This is a genomic window from Geothrix sp. SG200 (assembly GCF_022808935.1).
Lineage (GTDB): Bacteria > Acidobacteriota > Holophagae > Holophagales > Holophagaceae > Geothrix > Geothrix alkalitolerans.
The window spans coordinates 649,617-666,515 of the sequence record NZ_JAKZFR010000001.1; the positions used below are offsets into that span (position 1 = coordinate 649,617).

Annotated in this window: 10 protein-coding genes; 6 read left to right on the top strand and 4 right to left on the bottom strand. The window is 71.3% G+C overall.

Features of this window, described 5'->3' with window-relative positions; genetic code table 11:
* Positions 1–4 precede the first annotated feature (4 nt).
* Genes ML539_RS02895 through ML539_RS02910 form a run of 4 tightly spaced genes read left to right on the top strand, consistent with a single transcriptional unit; the run spans position 5 to position 4,431 of the window.
* Positions 5–1,780, top strand: coding sequence for an HD domain-containing phosphohydrolase (locus tag ML539_RS02895; RefSeq protein WP_243320469.1), 1,776 nt, complete (start codon positions 5–7; stop codon positions 1,778–1,780).
* Between the two features lie 21 nt (positions 1,781–1,801).
* The gene (locus tag ML539_RS02900) at positions 1,802–2,326 is read left to right on the top strand and encodes a type II secretion system protein (RefSeq protein ID WP_243320472.1); all 525 of its coding nucleotides are present in this window, start codon (positions 1,802–1,804) and stop codon (positions 2,324–2,326) included.
* A gap of 10 nt (positions 2,327–2,336) precedes the next feature.
* Positions 2,337–3,473 (top strand): D-alanyl-D-alanine carboxypeptidase, encoded by a 1,137-nt coding sequence (locus ML539_RS02905; RefSeq protein WP_243320474.1) that lies wholly within the window; start codon positions 2,337–2,339, stop codon positions 3,471–3,473.
* 49 nt (positions 3,474–3,522) lie between these two features.
* Positions 3,523–4,431 (top strand): DMT family transporter, encoded by a 909-nt coding sequence (locus ML539_RS02910; protein ID WP_243320475.1) that lies wholly within the window; start codon positions 3,523–3,525, stop codon positions 4,429–4,431.
* Between the two features lie 217 nt (positions 4,432–4,648).
* On the opposite strand, the gene ML539_RS02915 is transcribed toward ML539_RS02910, so the two are convergent.
* Together ML539_RS02915 and ML539_RS02920 are read right to left on the bottom strand one after the other, a co-directional pair.
* The gene (locus ML539_RS02915) at positions 4,649–5,947 is read right to left on the bottom strand and encodes a nitrate/sulfonate/bicarbonate ABC transporter ATP-binding protein (protein ID WP_243294070.1); all 1,299 of its coding nucleotides are present in this window, start codon (positions 5,945–5,947) and stop codon (positions 4,649–4,651) included.
* 7 nt (positions 5,948–5,954) lie between these two features.
* Positions 5,955–7,703: an ABC transporter permease subunit gene (locus ML539_RS02920; RefSeq protein WP_243320477.1), complete on the bottom strand. Its 1,749-nt coding sequence runs from the start codon at positions 7,701–7,703 to the stop codon at positions 5,955–5,957.
* 285 nt (positions 7,704–7,988) lie between these two features.
* On the opposite strand from ML539_RS02920, the gene ML539_RS02925 reads away from it, so the two are divergent.
* A complete protein-coding gene (locus ML539_RS02925) occupies positions 7,989–11,171 on the top strand; it encodes a serine/threonine-protein kinase (RefSeq protein ID WP_243320479.1) in 3,183 nt (1,060 codons plus the stop codon).
* Here ML539_RS02925 and ML539_RS02930 read toward each other — a convergent pair.
* Together ML539_RS02930 and ML539_RS02935 are read right to left on the bottom strand one after the other, a co-directional pair.
* Entirely contained in the window at positions 11,161–11,514 is a 354-nt protein-coding gene (locus ML539_RS02930; RefSeq protein WP_243320482.1) for a hypothetical protein, read from the bottom strand. The two genes, ML539_RS02925 and ML539_RS02930, sit on opposite strands and share 11 nt — an antisense overlap.
* A 43-nt stretch (positions 11,515–11,557) precedes the next feature.
* Positions 11,558–12,508, bottom strand: a complete 951-nt coding sequence (locus ML539_RS02935; protein ID WP_243294066.1) for a MoxR family ATPase — start codon at positions 12,506–12,508, stop codon at positions 11,558–11,560.
* 109 nt (positions 12,509–12,617) lie between these two features.
* Between ML539_RS02935 and ML539_RS02940 the strand changes: the two genes are divergently transcribed.
* A complete protein-coding gene (locus ML539_RS02940) occupies positions 12,618–16,898 on the top strand; it encodes an amylo-alpha-1,6-glucosidase (RefSeq protein WP_243320483.1) in 4,281 nt (1,426 codons plus the stop codon).
* The last annotated feature ends 1 nt before the right edge of the window (position 16,899 follow it).

Here is a 16,899-nt window from a genome sequence, read left to right on the forward strand (position 1 = left end):
TCCCATGCCGGTGTCCCCTCTCATCCTTGGTGAAGCACTGGCGAATCGCTGCTCCCAGGTGCTCTATCGCTGCATGGAGGAGGTGGGCAGCACCAAGGGCGCCCTCTACCTCCGCGTGCCCGGGCAGGGCGCCTTCGAGGTGGTGAGCTTCTACGGATGGCCCCGGGGCACCCGCCCGCCCGTATCCATCCCGGAGGGCCACCCGCTCCTGGTGAGGACCCAGCGGGCGCGCCGGACCTACGTGGTGAACGACACGTCGGAATCGCCGGAGCTGTCCGCCTTCGGCCAGGGCGGGGAGTGGCCCCGCTACCTCATCACGCCGGTGTACCTCCAGGGCGACTGGGTGGGCCTCCTGATCCAGCGGGACCGCATCAAGGGAGGGACCTTCGAGGTGGAGCGGGACGAGCCGCCCACCCTGGCCATCTGTGGGGACCTGGTGGGGGCCCTGAAGGAATTCCACTTCTTCGGCGGGGCCCGCACGGTCAGCCCCGCGCCCTCCATCGGCCCGGGCGTGGTGCCGGAAGGCCTGCCCACCGCGGCCGATCTCCTCGAGGAACTCGCGCCCGCGCCGGAACCGCTCCTGGCGCCGGCCCGACCCACCGAGCACCCGCGCGCCCCGGGGCCGGGAGTCCACTCCGCCGGCCCCTCGAGCAGGGAGCGCCTCTACGGATTCCCCGGTGGCAGGGAAGGCTACGGCTCGCTTCCCTGGGAGCCGGACCGCTCCCTCAGCGGCTGGGTGGCCCCCGCCCCCGCCAATCCGGATCGACAGAAGGGCATGGTGCGCCCCGAGCAGCGGGCCTTCTTCTGGGAGATCGCCGGCCTCATCAGCCAGATCCTGCCGGCCACCGCCGTGGCCCTCTGGATCGAGGACCCCGAGGAGATCCGGCCCATCCTGGCCTTCAGCACGCTGCCCCTGTCGCCGGATCTGCAGCAGCAGATCCTGGCCCACGCCACCTTCCACCTCCCCAAGGTGAGGGAGCCGGACCTGCGCCTCATCACCCGGACCGAGATGCCGGAAGTGCCGCCGCTGACGGGGGCCTTCGCCACCTACATGCCCCTCCTGCTCAACGAGACGCCCCAGGGACACGACCTTGTGATGGTGTTCCGCCTGGAGGACCAGTCCTTCTCCCTTGCCGAGATCGAGGCCATCCGTCAGCTGAGCCGGGTGCTGGCCCTCCACCTGCAGGAGGCGCGGCTCCACGAGCGCTACCACCAGGCCTTCCTGTCCGTGAGCCATCGCATCCTGCAGTCCAGCGAGATCCGAGTGCCCAACCTCCGGCCCCACAGCCTGGCCACTGCGCGCCTGGCACGGGACCTGGCGCTCCTGCTCGACCTGCCCACGGAGGAAGTGGAAGCCGTGAGCATCGCCGCCATGCTCCATGATGTCGGCCTGCTGCTGCTGGATCCCCAGATGCTCGCCAAGCCGAAGCTGAGCGACGAGGAGATGAAGAAGGTCCGCAGCCATCCGGAGCTGGCGGCGGTCTTCCTCAAGGACCTGCGGTTCCCCTTCGACGTGGTCCGCATGATCCGCCATCACCACGAGCACTGGGATGGCCGGGGCTATCCGGACGGCCTGCGGGAGACCGCCATTCCCATGGGCAGCCGGATCATCGGCCTCATCGAGGCCTACGAGGTCATGACCAGCGGGAAGGGTTACCGCCGACCGCAGGGCTTCCGCCAGGCGCTGGCGGAGCTGCGGAACGAAGCGGGTTCCCAGTTCGATCCCGCAGTCGTGGAAGCTTTTACCGAGCTCATGGCACGTAAGGGGGAACGGGCCTGATATTTTAGGCCTGGAGCATTCATGCGGACCGCCTCCTCATTCCGTACCCAGCGCGGGTTCACCATGGCCCTCGCCCTGGCCATGGCCGTCGTGATGGGCGTGATGCTCATGAAAGCCGGTCCCCTGATCAGCGCGGAGGTCCAGCGGGAGAACGAGGCCGAGCTGATCTTCCGGGGCGAGGCCATCGCCGCGGCCCTGCGGGTCTATTTCGCGAAGAACAACCGCTACCCTACGGACCTGGACGAGGTGATGAAGGTCCGCCCCCGCATCCTCCGCCAGAAATACCGCGACCCCATGACCAGCAGCGGCGAGTGGGAGTACCTCACGCAGGTGCAGCCTGGGGCCTCCGGCGACACGCAGGGGCTGCCCATCGTGGGCGTGCGCAGCCGCTGCGAGAAGGACAGCATCCACGCCTACCAGGGCAAGACCCTGGTGCGGGACTGGATGTTCAGGGCCGACGAGAACCTGCTCGGAGGCAACGTCACCGAAAACGAGCGGACCCGGCGCAACCCGCGGGGAACCACGCCGACCGTCTCGAAGCCCTGAGGTCCCCGGCGTGGCGGTTCGGCTTCTCCTCCTTCTGCTGCTGTGCGCTGTCCCGTCCCGCGCCCAGGGTCTCCGGGCCTGGGTGAGGGGCCTGGAGGCCCGCGGGGTCGCGGTGTCCGCGGGGATCTGGGATGTGGACACGGGCCGGGCGCTGGAGCGCCATGATGACAACGTGGCTCTCGTACCCGCCAGCACCACCAAGGTGGTCACCACCTACGCCCTGCTGAAAACGCTGAAGCCTGACACCACCATCGAGACCGAGGTCTGGGGCGACCTGAGGGATGGCGTGGTGCAGGGAGACCTTGTGTTCAAGGGCGATGGCGACCCGCTCTTCACCAGCGAGCGGATCTGGATGCTGGCCCAGTCTCTGAAGAAAGAGGGCCTCCGGCGGGTTCTCGGGACTGTGCGCCTGGACCAGAGCGCCTTCGACGCCCAGCGCGAGCCCCAGGGCTGGGAGAACACCTCGGTCGATACCCTGCCCGTGGTGCGGGCCCTGGCCGTGGATTTCAACCGGGACGACCGGGGCCGCATCCTCGAGGATCCTGACCGCCAGGCCCGGGAGATCATCCTCAGGATCCTGCGGGAGACCGGCATCATGGTGGAGGGCGGCGCCGCCGGGCCGGACGTGCCGCGCAAGCTGGCCACCTGGACCTCGCCGCCTCTGCGCGCCCTCGTGCAGGACATCAACAAGTGGTCCAACAACTTCATGATCGAGATGCTGACCCGCCGGTTCGGCGCGGGCTCCTGGCCCCGGGGCGTCCAACGCATCCAGGCCTTCTACCAGTCCGCCTTCAACCTGGGGCCGGAGGCGATCCGGATCACGGATGGCTCGGGCCTCAGCAAGGAGAACCGCCTCTCGGCCCGCACCCTCGCCATCATCCTGCGCGGGGCCTACCACGACTTCGAGGTGGGGCCGGAGTTCGTCTCGTCGCTGAAGATCATCGGCGGCGAGCCCTGGAAGCTGAAGATCAAGGACCCCAACCTCACGCGGCGGATCCGGGTGAAGACGGGCCACCTGGACCGCGTCACCAGCCTCTGCGGGTACCTGCAGACCTTCGACGGGAAGGTGCGCGTGTTCGCGATCCTGCTGAATGGACCCACCCGGGACGAGGACGTCTGGGAGCAGGTCTCCCGCTGGGCGAACTGAGAGCCTGGGATCCTTGCCGACAGACCGGTCCGCGGGTGATGCTGGAAGGATGGATGGGACACAGGCGGGGACGCCGGATCCGAGAGGCCTGGCGGCCCTGATCCTCGGAGCTTCGCTCCTGGGGTTCGCGGCCATGCTCGTGCGCTGGGCCGCGCCCGCGGGACCGCTGGCGGTGGGCTTCTACCGCATGGCCATCGCCCTGCCGCCCGTGGCCTGGCTCGCCTGGCGGGCCCGGAACTCGGCGAGGCGCGACGCCGGGAAGTCCCGTCTCTGGGCCGGCGTGGCAGGCCTCTGCTTCGTGGGCGACCTCTGGATGTGGCACTCGTCGCTCCATCACACGAGCGCCGCCAACGCCACCTTGCTGGTGACCCTGGCGCCCATCTGGGTGGCGGTGGTCTCCGTGGTCTGGCTCGGGGCCAGGCTGCGGCGCCGCTTCTGGCTGGGCGTGGCGCTGGCCCTGGGCGGAGCCCTCATCCTGGGCCTCGCCAAGGGCGCCCGCTGGGGCACGGGCCTGGGCGAGCTGCTGGGGGCCCTCGCCTCCCTGGCCTACGGCGCCTTCACGCTGGCCCTGGGGCGTGCGCGCCAGGAGCTCAGCGCCCCGGAGGCCCTGTTCTGGGTGGTGCTCTGCTGCATGGCGGGGTTCGGGGTCCTGGGCCTCGCGCAGGGAGAGGCCTTCGCGGGCTATCCCACCCGGGCCTGGTGGGCCCTGGCCGGCCTGGGCCTGGTCGTGCAGGTGGTGGCCTGGTGGCTCATCACCTGGGGCATCGGCCACGTGTCCACGAACCTGGGCGCCATGGGCCTCATGACCCAGCCCGTGGCCACGGTCATCCTGGGGTGGCTGTTGCTCGGGGAGTCCGTCCGGCCGTTGCAAGGCGTGGGCACGCTCCTGGTTCTGGCGGGCATCGCGGCCTGCGCCCTGGCGCCGCCCCTGCCGGAGAAGAAGCCTACTCGGGCGTGAGGACGCCACGTTCCTCGCGGTAGGCGAAGAGCTCGCCGAAGCGGCCCCACGGGGCCCCCTCCGCGATCGCAAGCCAGAGGCTCCGACTCCGCGAGGGAACCGAGCGGGAGGACAGCGCCTGGCGCTGTCCGTCAGGCGGAGGCGCAGCGGGAGCGGGAGCACGCGACTAGATGTCGCGTGCGATCGGGGCGGTCGTCAGGTGGGGCCAGGCCGGATGCTATTCCGGTGTGAGGACGCCGCGCTCCTCGCGGTAGGCGAAGAGCTCGCCGAAGCGGCCCCACGCGACGAGCGTCTCGAAGGTCTTCTCCGGATCCTCCATGGGCAGGCGCGTGGCCAGCTCCTGGAGGAGGACCTCCTCGGACAGCTCGCCATCCTCGAGGTGCATCATCTCCTGCACCACGCGGAAGAGCCGCAGCTCGAGGAGCTGGGCCCGCCAGAGGTCCTTGCGGTCGTCCATGTTGGCGTTCACGAACCGCTTGCCCAGCGGCGTGAGGAGGACGGCGCGCTTGGGCGTGTCCACGAGATCCAGCATCTCGGCGGCCTTCACCGTGGTGAGCACCTTCTCGAAGGCGACGTGGGTGTGCGAGGCCACCTGAAAAAGATCGCTGGTGCCGCCCTGCGTCTCCAGGAACTCCAGCAGGCCCAGGATGTCGCCGCTCTGGGCCTGGGGGAGGGGTTCCACCTGGTCCTCCTGGACCGCGGCGCTGGGGATGGGAGCGGTGACCTGGACGTCGGGCAGCTCCGCGCTGGTGAAGATGTCGTGGAGGTGGTCCACCAGCTTCATGAACTCCGGCGAGCGGCTGTCCCGCGGCCGGGCCATGGGCACATCCACGATGGTGCGGAGGGTGCCGGGGCTGCCGGAGAGGATGGCCACGCGGTCGGCCATCAGCAGGGCCTCGCGGATGGACTGGCTGACCATCACGATGGCGGAGGGGTTGCGCTCCTTGTCCGCCCAGATGTCCATGATCTCGGCGCGCAGCGCCTCGGCCGTGAGGGCGTCCACCTGGCTGAAGGGCTCGTCCATGACCAGGATCTCGGGGTCCACGGCCAGCGCCCGGGCCACGCCCACGCGCTGCTTGGTGCCGCGGGAGAGCTCGCGGGGGAAGGCCTCCTCGAAGCCTTCGAGGCCGACCTTGCGGATGGCCTGGTGGGCCCGCTCGCGCACCTCGCCCTCGGGCAGGTCGCGGGCGCGGAGCACCACCCGGACGTTCTCTTCCACGGTCATCCACGGATAGAGGGCGAAGCTCTGGAACACCATGGCCACGCCGGGGTTCAGGCCGTCGAGCTTTTCCCCGTGATGCCGGACTTCGCCCTGCGTGGGCGGCATCAGTCCCGCAAGGAGGCGCAGGAGGGTGGACTTGCCCGAGCCGTTGGGGCCGATGAGGCAGAGGATCTCGTCTGGGCGCACATCGAGGCGGATGTCCTCCAGGACGCGTTGGACCTTGCCGCGGTGGCCCTTGAAGCGCATCTGCACGCCGCGGAGTTCACAGATGGGGGAGGTGTAGGGCAGCTGCATGTCCACCTCAGCGGTTGAGCGCGTAGCGGGTCTCGGCCAGGCGGTAGAGCGGCACCCAGACGAGGCGGTTGAAGAGGACGACGATGGCCGCCATGAGCAGGGCGCTGGCGGCGAGGTGGGGCATGGAGCCGCGCTCGGTGGCCAGCACCACCTCCGCCCCCAGGCCGAAGGTGCGGAGCGTGTGCTGCTTGGCGGTGACGATCTCGGTGATGATGCTCGCGTTCCAGGCACCGCCGGTCGCCGTCACCCAGCCCGTGACCAGGAAGGGGAAGACCGCCGGGAAATAGAGGGTCCAGCAGCGCTTCCACAGGGACATCCGGTAGGCCTTGGAGGCCTCCCTCAGGTCCGCGGGGATGGCCTGGGCCCCCGCGATGATGTTGAAGAGCAGGTACCACTGGGTGGACAGCACCATCAGCAGCACGCAGCTCACGCCGAGGCCGATGCCCAGGGAGCTGAACACCATGATGAGGGACGCGAAGATCAGGGAGGAGGGGAAGGAGGCCGCCACCTGGACCACGGATTGGAGGCGCCGCGACCAGACCGGGGACATGCCGATCCACAGGCCCACGGGCAGCGTCCAGATGGTGGCCAGGAACGTGGAAAGCAGCACCCGGGACAGAGAGGCGCCGCCGGCTTTCAGCAGCTGCACCCATTTCTCGGCGTCGACCTCCGCCAGCAGGCGCACCACGGAGACCCCGCCGAGGGCGATCAGGGCCAGCACCCCCAGCATGGCGGAGGCGCCCACCCAGGAGAGCAGGCGGCCCGGGCGCTCGATCTCCTGCTGGGCCTTGCGGATGAGGGCGGGCCGCGGGGTTCGCTGCTGCAGGCGCTGGTTGCGGCGCATCTCCAGCCACTTGAGCAGGCGCGAGCGGCGGAAGAGCCGCAGCAGCCAGTTGTCGCCCGGGTCCACCTCGGCGCCTTCGTCCACCTGGAAGCGCTGGGACCAGGCCACCACGGGGCGCCAGACCAGCTGATCCAGCAGCACCACCAACACCAGCATGGTCAGGATGGCCCAGATCTGGGCCCGGCCGTTGCCCTGCTCCACCGCGGTGTTCATGTACGAGCCCACGCCCGGCAGCTGGAAGTTCTTGTCGCCGGCCCTGAAGGCCTCGGCGGACATGAGGAAGAACCAGCTGTTGGCGACGCTCACCATGGAGTTCCACACCAGGCCCGGCGTGGCGAAGGGGATCTCCACCCAGCGGAGCTTCTGGAGCCAGGTGAAGCCGTACAGGCCCGAGGTCTCCTCCAGCTCCTTCGGAATGGTCTTCAGCGACTGATAGAAGCTGAAGGCCATGTTCCAGGCCTGGCAGGTGACGATGAGCAGCACGGCCGACAGCTCCAGCCCGATGTTGCTGCGGGGGAAGAGCGTGAGCATGAGCAGCAGCACCGGCGGGAGGAAGGCCAGGAGGGGCACGCTCTGCAGGATGTCGAGGATGGGGACGAGGATGCGCTCAGCCAGGGGATCCTTGGCCGCCCAGTAGGCCACCACCAGCGTGAAGGCGAGGGACACGAGGTACGCGGCCACGGCGCGGATCAGGGAGAGCAGGAGATACTTGGGCAGGGCCCAGGCGCTGAGGTCGATCACCACTGTGGGGCGCTGGACGGAAGCCCACTCCTTCCCCACCAGCCAGAGCGCCGCCAAGGTGCCCGCGAGGGCCGCCAACACGAGCAGGTCGATCCAGCGCCGGCGCCGGATGGGCGCCGTCAGAAGGTTCATCGCCTGGCCCCAGACGCTGTCAAGCAATCGGTGGATCATGGCCGGTCCGGAGACTCGGAAGGGGCGCGGACGAGCGCGCCGCCATCCCATTCAGGGTGCGGATTCGGGGGAGCCGGGGGTGGCCGCCTCAGCGGGCGGCGCACCACGACGGAGGTTCGGAAAGGTCGGATTGTCGTCCCATCGAACCTCCTTTCCGGCGCCGGGGCCAGGGCCAGTCTGACCGCCCCGCATGGGGGGGGTCAACCCGGGAAGTGCTTCACCTGCAGCCTCAAAGGGGGCACCATGAACGGTCCAACGGGAGCGGAATCGTGCGGGAAGGCATTCGTGGCGACCGCTGAGGAGCGGGTGCTGGCCTTGGCCGTGGCCCGTGGCCTGCTCGAGCCCGCCGACGCTGCCTCTCGTGGGCTCGACGAGCTGGTCGCCGCCGGGCGCCTCGCCGAAGGGGACCGGCGGATGCTGGAGCAGGACCTGGCCGATCTGCAGGCGGCGGACTCGACCCACTGGTCCCTGGAGGTCACGGCCCAAGCGCCGGGGACGCCGGACGGGGTGCCGCCGGAGGTGGCCCTCCTGGCGGATCCGTCGGATCCCGCCCTTGAATCCGTCCTCCCTCTGGCGGCCCATCGGCAGAGCGGCATCTTCCGGGCCCGGACCCTCGAGCGCTGGGGCCGGTTCGAATCCCTTGAGCTGCTCGGCGAAGGGGGCATGGGCCGCGTGTTCCGCGCCACGGACTCGCGTCTCCGCCGGGTGGTGGCCCTGAAGCTCCTGCGGCGGGACGATCCGGAGCTCATCCGGCGGTTCATCCACGAGGCCCAGCTCCAGGCCCGGGTCGATCATCCCAACGTCTGCCGGGTGCATGAGATCGGCGAATGGCGCGGCCAGCCCTACATCGTCATGCAGTTCATCTCCGGCGAAACCTTCCTCCAGGCCGCCCACACCCTGTCGCTGGAAGAGCTGCTCCGCCTGATGAAGGAGGTCTGCGAAGGGGTCCACGCGGCCCATCGCATGGGGCTCATCCACCGGGACCTGAACCCGGCCAACCTGATGGTGGAGCGGCTGGAGGACGGATCCACCCGGGCCAGCGTGCTCGACTTCGGGCTGGCCCGGGGCCTCGGGGACGGGCGGCTCACGGAGACCGGGCGGGTCATGGGCACCGTCAGCTACATGTCGCCCGAGCAGGCTCGCGGGCATACGGCCCTGCTGGACCGCCGGACGGACGTCTACTCTCTGGGCGCCACCCTCTACGAGCTGCTGACCGGGAATCCGCCCTTCGAAGGAGAAGGGCTCGAGCGGATGTCGCGCATCGTGAGGGACGATCCCGTGCCGGTTCGGCGGCTGGTGCCCACCATCCCGGCCGACCTCGACACCGTGGTGCTCACCTGCCTCCAGAAGGATCCGCGCCGCCGGTACCCCACGGCCAGAGCCCTGGGGGACGACCTCCAGCGCATCCTGGACGGCGAGCCCATCCAGGCCCGCGCGGCGACGCCCATGGAGCAGCTCGGGCGCTGGATCAGGAAGCACAAGGCCCTGGTGGCGGCTTCGGCGGCGATCCTCCTCACCGCCGCTGTCTTCGGGGGATTCGCGCTGAGGGAGCGGCTGCGCGCCCAGGCCCAGGCCGCCTACGCCCAGCGCTTCGCCCAGGCCGCGGAACGGATCGAGGCCTTGGCCCGCTACCTCCGCATCCAGCCGGCGAGGGATCTGACCCGCGACCAGGCGGACCTCCGGGCCCGGGTCGAGGCGCTGTCCCAGGAGGTCCAGGCTGCGGGATCGCTGGCCGCGTCGCCGGGCGCCTACGCCTTGGGGCGGGCCCGCCTGGCCCTGGGCGATCCCGCCGGGGCCCGGACCCAGTTGGAACGGGCCTGGACCCTGGGGTTCCGGACGCCGGAGGCCGCCCATGCCGAGGGCCGGGCCCTGGCCGCGATCTACCAGATCGAGCTGGGCAAGGCCGCCGCCTTGCCGGATCCGGAGCTGCGGCGACGCCGACTCGATGAGCTGAAGGATTCCCTGCGGAATCCCGCGGCGGACTGGCTGAGACGCGGCGCCAGCGCCAGCCTCGAGCCCCAGGCCTTCCGGACGGGGCTGCTCATGCTGATGGAGGGCCAGCCCCAGGAAGCCATCCGGCTGGCGCGGGAGGCCCAGGCGCAGGCCCCGTGGTTCTACGAGGCCCTGCGCCTGGAGGCGGAGGCTTGGCTGGTCCAGGCCCGCTTCGCCCAGGAAGCCTCGGTGGCCAGGCCGGCCCTGGAGGCCGCAGGCAGGGCCCTCGCGGAGGCGGAACTCCGGGCCCCCTGCGACGTGGGCCTTCTCGAGCTGGATCTGCGGCGCTGGCAGGAGGCAGTGGCGCAGGGCTGGCAGACCGGGGCGGATCCGGAGGTCCCGGTCCTGGCCCAGGTGGCCGTGGCCGACCGCTGGGCCCGGCTCGAGCCCACCGCCGCCGGACCTTTGGCTTGGCGGGCTCGGGCCCGTGGGGAGATGGCGCGGTTCCTGACCTTCCAGGAAAAGGATCCCGGAGCCTGGCTGAGCCGGGCCAGGACGGATGCGGAAGAGTCCCTGCGGCGGGATCCTGGCGAAGTCGAGGCCTTCGCGGCCCAGGCCTCCGTGCTCCGCACCGAGGGCTACCGCCTGATGAGCCGGGGGGCGGATCCCTCGTCCCGGCTGGAGGAGGCCATGGCCGCCGCCGATCAGGGCCTCCGCCTGGATCCGGCGCACATCGTCCTCATGAACATCCGCAATTCCGCCCTGCTGGCCTGGATCGACCATGCCCGCCTGAGTGGAACGTACCAGCGCGCGGCTGTGCTGCCATACCTCCAGATGGCCCGGGTTGAGGCGGGGGCCCATCCTGAAGACGCGTATTACCAGGCGAACCTGGGCGGGGTGGCTCAAGCCATGGCGAAGGCCGAGTTGGCATCCGGCCAGGACCCTACCGCCGACGTGGAGGAGGCCGTTCGAGCCTATGAAGCTGGTCTGAAGCTCCAGCCACGTCACACAGGCCTTCATCGGGGCATTCTTATCGCATGGGCGGTCCAGGCCCGGGCCATGGCAAGGAAGGGGGGGGACCTCTCAGGCGTCGCCGAGCAGGCGCGAGCGGCGTTCCAGCGAGCACAGAGCGTCGAAGTGCCCCTTGAGACCTTGACGCCCTTTTTTCTCGACGTCCTCACTTCGGCTGCGACCCGGGCCTTGGCGCAGGGCCAGGAGGCCGGCGCCTATCTGGATGAGGCTGGGCGGCTGCCCGTCCAACAGGACAGCAGATCCGAAGACCCGGTGGAGCCAGGCGCGATCCGGCTGCGCTACATCGCCCTCATGCTGCGCTCAGGCCATCAACCCCAGCCGCCGGCCCTACGGGAGACAGGGAATGCCATTGCCAGCGCCCTGATGCGTCTCAAGCCCGTGGATCCCGGCTTTTGGATGGCCCTGGCTCAATTCCGGGAAGCTACAGGCGACTCTGCCGCCGCAGCCCAGGCACGAGCGCGAGGCAGGGCCCTGGAGGCCGGGAGCAGGCCCATCACCCGTTGATGGGGTTCATGGTGCTCTTGCAGAGGAACGCCGGGGTGGTGCCATCGGGCTTGGGCAGGGTCCAGAGCTGGTCCACCACGCCGGGGCTTATCAGGATGTCGGGCTGGTCGCCGATGAGGCTCGCGGCCTGGGGAAAGTGCTGGAGGAAATCCTCCCGGGTCATGCGCTTGCCTTCCGCGGGGCCGCCTATATCGTAGAACTTGCGGAACACCTGCACGGCCCGGTCGCTCCACACGAGCGCATCGGATGAGTTGGGATCGATGGCGAGGGTCCGCGCCGTGCCGTCGGGCATGAGCACGTCCAGGGTGATGCCGGTGATTCTGGGCCGGGGTGCGGTGGGCATGGAACCTCCTGTGGGATGAGCCGGAGGGTGGGCTCGGTCCGGCTCAGGGGCGGGGCACGGCTTGGAGCAGCTGGGCGATGACCTGGTCCGTGGTGGCGCCGTCGGCCTCGCTCTCGAAGGTGAGCAGCAGGCGGTGGCGCAGCACGTCCGGGGCCAGGTCCACCACGTCCTGGGGCAGCACGTGGTCGCGGCCCTGGAGGTAGGCCAGGGCGCGGGTGGAGGCCTGGAGCGAGAGCGAGGCCCGGGGGCTGGCGCCGCAGCGCAGCAGCTCCTTGCCCTTCCACACCTTGCCGTGGCCGGGGCGAGTGGCCTGCACCAGCTTCACGATGTAGGTGCGGATGGCGTCGTCCAGCCGCACCTTCTGGGCCTCGCGGCCCGCGGCCAGAAGGCTGGCGGCGTCCACCACGGGGTTCACCTCGTCGCCGTTCAGGTGGGCGCGGCGCAGGACCTCCACTTCCTCCTCGGCCTTGGGGTAGTCCACCCGGAGCTTGAAGAGGAACCGGTCCATCTGGGCCTCGGGCAGGGGGAAGGTGCCCTCCTGCTCCAGGGGGTTCTGGGTGGCCAGCACCAGGAAGGGATCCGGCAGGCGGAAGCTCTCCTCGCCCAACGTGACCTGCCGTTCCTCCATGGCCTCCAGCAGGGCGGCCTGCACCTTGGAGGGGGCCCGGTTGATCTCGTCGGCCAGCACCAGGTTGGCGAAAATGGGGCCGCGCTTGGGCGTGAAGGTGAGCTGCTTGGGATCGAACACCAGGGTGCCCACCACGTCGCTGGGCAGCAGATCCGGCGTGAACTGGATGCGGTGGAAGGTGGTGTGGCTGGCCGAGGCGAGGGTCTTGATGGTGCGGGTCTTCGCCAGGCCCGGCAGGCCCTCCAGCAGCACGTGGCCGCGGCAGAGCAGGGCCACCACCAGCCGGTTCAGCAGCTGGGGCTGGCCCACGATCACCTTGCGGCATTCGGCGAGGAGTGGTTCGAGGGCGGCGGAGGCGTTGGACATGATGCGACCATTCTGACCGCCCCGCTCCAGGCCTGGGAACCCGCAATCGGAGGATCCGGCAGAGGGGCCTAGTCGGGCGTACCATGGGGGACGTCCGCCCGGGGGAGCGATGCTCCGACCCGCCATGACACCCGCGCCTGGGGACCACGTCGTGCGCTACGTGGGCGATCGTCTGCGCGTGGACCTGGCCCATCCCGCGCCGGGGCACGCCGGCTGGCGGGCCTTCCTCCGCACGAACCTCACCCGGGGCGATCGAGCCCGGGAGGAGATCCTGGCCCGGGCCGGCACCCTCCCCGGCGAGGCCCTCACCTTCGCCGGGGCCGCCTGGCGGGATCTGCCCCTCCAGACTGAAGAGGGCGGCTGGTCCCTGGATCTGGTCCTCACGGAGCCTGGCCCCTTCCGCGCCAAGGCCTACGCGGTGGATCCCGCCGGCTACCAGCACTGGCCGGCGGGGGACGACCTGGGCGTGAGCGTCCTGCCGGACCGGCTGCGCTCGGCCAACCTCGTCTACTGCGCCTTCCCCCGCATGTTCGGGCCCGCCCGCGCCTTCCGGGAGACGCGGGATCCCGCCCGGGAGGCCGCCTGGGCGGAGCTCGACGGGCAGGGGGTGACGGTGATTCCGCCCTCGGGCACCCTGCGGGACCTCACGGCCTGCCTGCCCCACATCTTCGACACGCTGGGCTGCCGCATCCTGCACCTGCTGCCGGTGGGGCCGGTGCCCACCACCTTCGCCCGCATGGGGCGCTTCGGGAGCCCCTACGCCCAGCTGGACCTCACGGCCATCGACCCCGCCCTGGTGGTCTTCGACCGGCGCACCACGGCCGTGGACCAGTTCCGGGAACTGGCGGACGGCGTGCATCTCCGGGGCGGAAGCCTCTTCCTGGACATCGTGGTGAACCACACGGGCTGGAGCTCCCGGCTGATGGAAACCCACCCGGAGTGGTTCCGCCGGGAACCGGACGGGAGCTTCCACAGCCCTGGCGCCTGGGGTGTCACCTGGGGCGACCTGGCGGAGCTGGAGGGCGGCCCACCCGCCTTCTGGGAGACCGTCGCCGAGTCCCTGCTCACCTGGTGCCGCCGCGGAGTGGACGGCTTCCGTTGCGATGCCGGGTACCTGGTGCCCATGCCCGTCTGGCAGTACCTCGGCGCCCGGGTGCGGCGGGAATTCCCCGACTGCGCGTTCCTTCTCGAAGGCCTGGGCGGAAGCTGGGAGGCCACCGAGCGCCTCCTGGGCGAAGGCGGCCTGCAGTGGGCCTACTCGGAGTTGTTCCAGAACCACGAGCCCCGCCCCGTGGCCGCCTACCTGGACCATTGCCTCCGCCATGCGCCGCGGCTGGGCCCCCTGGTGCACTTCAGCGAGACCCACGACAACGACCGCCTGGCCGTGCGGGGAGCCACCTGGTCCCTGATGCGCACCCGGCTCTGCGGCCTGGCGAGCCACTGTGGAGCCTACGGCTTCACCACCGGGGTGGAGTGGCTGGCGGCGGAAAAGCTGGACGTTCACGAGGCCCGGGGCCTGGCTTGGGGCGCCGAGCCGAACCTCGTGCCGGAGCTGGCGGCCCTCCACCGCCTGCTGGCGGAGCATCCCTGCTTCTTCGACGGCGCGGCGGTGGCGCGCCTGAGCCCGGAGGATTCGCCGGTGCTCGCGCTGGCCCGCCGCTCCGCCGAGGGGCTGGACCGCTGCCTCGTGCTTGTGAACCTGGACGTGCGCGAGCCCCGGGAGCTGGTTCTGGCGGAGACGGCCTGGACCAGCCTGGGGGCGCCTGCCCTGGACCTGCTGGGCGCGCCGCCGGAGATCCGGCGTTCCGAGGGCCGCGTGGGGTTCCTCCTCCACCCCGGCGCGGCCCACTGCCTGGCGGACCGGCCCGCCCCTGCGGGACTCTCCGGCGAGGCCTACCGCGCCCGCCGGGCCCAGGCCGCCTGGGGCTTCCAGCGGCTGGCCGAGGCCATCCCCGCGGAGGCCATCGGGCCCTGCGACTGGCGCCTGCTGGCGACGCGGGTGGACCGGGATCCCGCGGCCTTCCTGGCGGCCCTGCCGCGACTGGACCCCGCGCGGGCCTCCGCGGACCTGCTCGGCGCTCTGGATGCGGCGGCGAGCGGGGACCGCTACCCCGCCGTGGCCCTCTGGGGACCCGAAGATGCCGCCCGTGTCTTGCCCGTGCCGCCGGGGCACCGGGTTCTCATCGAGGATGCCCTGCCGTTTTCCGCGACGCTCCGTGCGGTCGGGGCCTTGGACCTGAACCTGCGCTCGATCCCGGCCGGGGGCCGGCACTTCGCCGCGCTGCCCCCGCGGCCGGGCGATGCGGCCGGCCTGGCGGACCTCCACCTGGACCGCTTCGGCGAGGAAGGGCCCCCGATCCGGGGACAGCTCCGGTTCTGCCCTGCGCTCCCGTGCTTCTCCAGCCACGGCGAATCGGGGCTGGCCCTGCTCACCAACGGCCGCGGCGGCATGGCCCGGGTGCACGCGGACCTGGGGGCCATCGCCTCGAAGTACGACTGCCTGCTGGGCGCCAACCTGCATCCGGACCTGCCCTGCGATCGCCATGTGCTGGTGAAGCGGCTTCGGGCCTGGGTCATCGCCGACGGGTTCCTCTCGGCCCTCGGGGCGGACAACCTCGAGGGCTTCGAGCCCGGCCCGCCGGCCCGCTGGCGCTTCCGGGCCCACGCCGGGGATGGCCGGACGGTGCCCGTCCACCTCGACGCGGAGATGCCGGAGGGCCGGAACGCGGTGGTGCTGAGGTTCAGCCGCGGAGCGGGGAAGGAGGTCTCCGGAGAAATCCGCGTGGGCCTCACGGTGCGACTGGACCTGGAGGACCGCAGCTTCCACGAGGAGACCACCTGGAGCCCGGACCTGGACCGCCGCTTCGCCGCGGCCACTTCCCCGCTGAGCGGCCGTCCGGGCTTCCAGGTCCGCCTGGCGGCGGACCGCGGGCTGCGGGCCGGGAGCGAAGGGGGGAGCTACCACCCCGAGCCCGAGTGGTGCCGGGGCATCCCGCATCCCGTGGAGGCCGGCCGGGGGATGCGGGCGCAGGGGGATGCCTGGAGTCCCGGCTGGTTCGAGCTGCCCCTTCCTCCGGGCGGCAGCCTGTCGATCACCGTGGACGCGGATCCGCAAGCGCGGTTCGCGAGAACCTCCCTGGAACCGCACCCCTCCGGAAGGCCCGAGTCGGACAGCTTCGGCCGGCAGCTGGAGACTGCCTGCGCGGCCTTCCTGGCGCGCCGTGGGACCGGGACCACGGTCATCGCGGGCTATCCCTGGTTCCTCGACTGGGGCCGAGACACCCTCATCGCCGTGCGCGGCCTCCTGGCCGGGGGCTGGACCCGCGAGACCCTGGAGATCCTCCGGACCTTCGGCGCCCTGGAGCGGGATGGCACCCTGCCCAACCGCCTGGCGGCCTCGGAGGACGGAGACCGCGACACCTCCGATGCGCCGCTCTGGTTCGCCCTCGCCCTCGAGGAGGCCGCCGCCGTCCTGGGTCCCGAGGTCTATGCGGCCGACGCCGGGGGGCGGCCCCTGGGGGCGGTGCTGCGCAACCTGGCGGCGGGCTACCTGGCGGGTACGCCTAATGGCATCCGAGTGGATCCAGGCTCCGCCCTGGTCTGGAGTCCCGCCCACTTCACCTGGATGGACACGGCCCATCCTGCCGGCACGCCGCGCGAAGGGTACCCGGTGGAGCTGCAGGCCCTCTGGATCCGCCTGCTGCGCCAGCTGGCGCGGCTCGACGGCGAGGCCTCCGGGCGCTGGGACACCCTGGCCCTCCAGGCCGAGGCCTCGCTGGACCGCTTCTGGCTGCCCGCCTCCGGCTGGTTCGCGGACCTGCTGGCCGCGCCGGCGGGGGTGCCCGCGGCCCAAGGTGTCCCCCAGGACCATCTGCGCCCGAACCAGCTCTTCCTCGTGAGCCTGGGGCTCCTGCGGGGGGCCCGCGCCCGCCGGGTCGTGGAAGCGGCCCAGCGCCACCTGCTGGTGCCCGGCGCCCTGCGAAGCCTGGCCCCCCTTCCCGTGGCCGCGGCGCTGGAGATCCGCGATGCCGCGGGCCACCTGCTGAACGACCCGCTGCGCCCGTACTGGGGCCACTACGAAGGCGACGAGGACACTCGGCGCAAGCCCGCCTACCACAACGGCACGGCCTGGGTGTGGCTGGTGCCCACCTTCTGCGAGGCCCTCGCCGCCGCCTGGGACCAGGCGCCCGAGGCGGTGGCCGCGGCCCGGGCCATCCTGGGAAGCCTGGAGACGCCGCTCGCGGAGGGCTGCGTGGGCCACCTGCCGGAACTGCTGGACGGCGACGCTCCCCATGCCCAGCGGGGCTGCGACGCCCAGGCCTGGAGCGCCACGGAGGCGCTTCGGGTGTGGCTCCAGTTGTCCGAAGGCCTCTGGAGCGGAGGACGCTGAT

Excerpts from the sequence above, each read along its gene's own strand:
- ML539_RS02940 (WP_243320483.1), top strand. The coding sequence starts at position 12,618 with ATGCTCCGACCCGCCATGACACCCGCGCCTGGGGACCACGTCGTGCGC.
- ML539_RS02930 (WP_243320482.1), bottom strand. The coding sequence starts at position 11,514 with ATGCCCACCGCACCCCGGCCCAGAATCACCGGCATCACCCTGGACGTG.
- ML539_RS02895 (WP_243320469.1), top strand. The coding sequence starts at position 5 with ATGCCGGTGTCCCCTCTCATCCTTGGTGAAGCACTGGCGAATCGCTGC.
- ML539_RS02920 (WP_243320477.1), bottom strand. The coding sequence starts at position 7,703 with ATGATCCACCGATTGCTTGACAGCGTCTGGGGCCAGGCGATGAACCTT.
- ML539_RS02910 (WP_243320475.1), top strand. The coding sequence starts at position 3,523 with ATGGATGGGACACAGGCGGGGACGCCGGATCCGAGAGGCCTGGCGGCC.
- ML539_RS02915 (WP_243294070.1), bottom strand. The coding sequence starts at position 5,947 with ATGCAGCTGCCCTACACCTCCCCCATCTGTGAACTCCGCGGCGTGCAG.
- ML539_RS02935 (WP_243294066.1), bottom strand. The coding sequence starts at position 12,508 with ATGTCCAACGCCTCCGCCGCCCTCGAACCACTCCTCGCCGAATGCCGC.
- ML539_RS02900 (WP_243320472.1), top strand. The coding sequence starts at position 1,802 with ATGCGGACCGCCTCCTCATTCCGTACCCAGCGCGGGTTCACCATGGCC.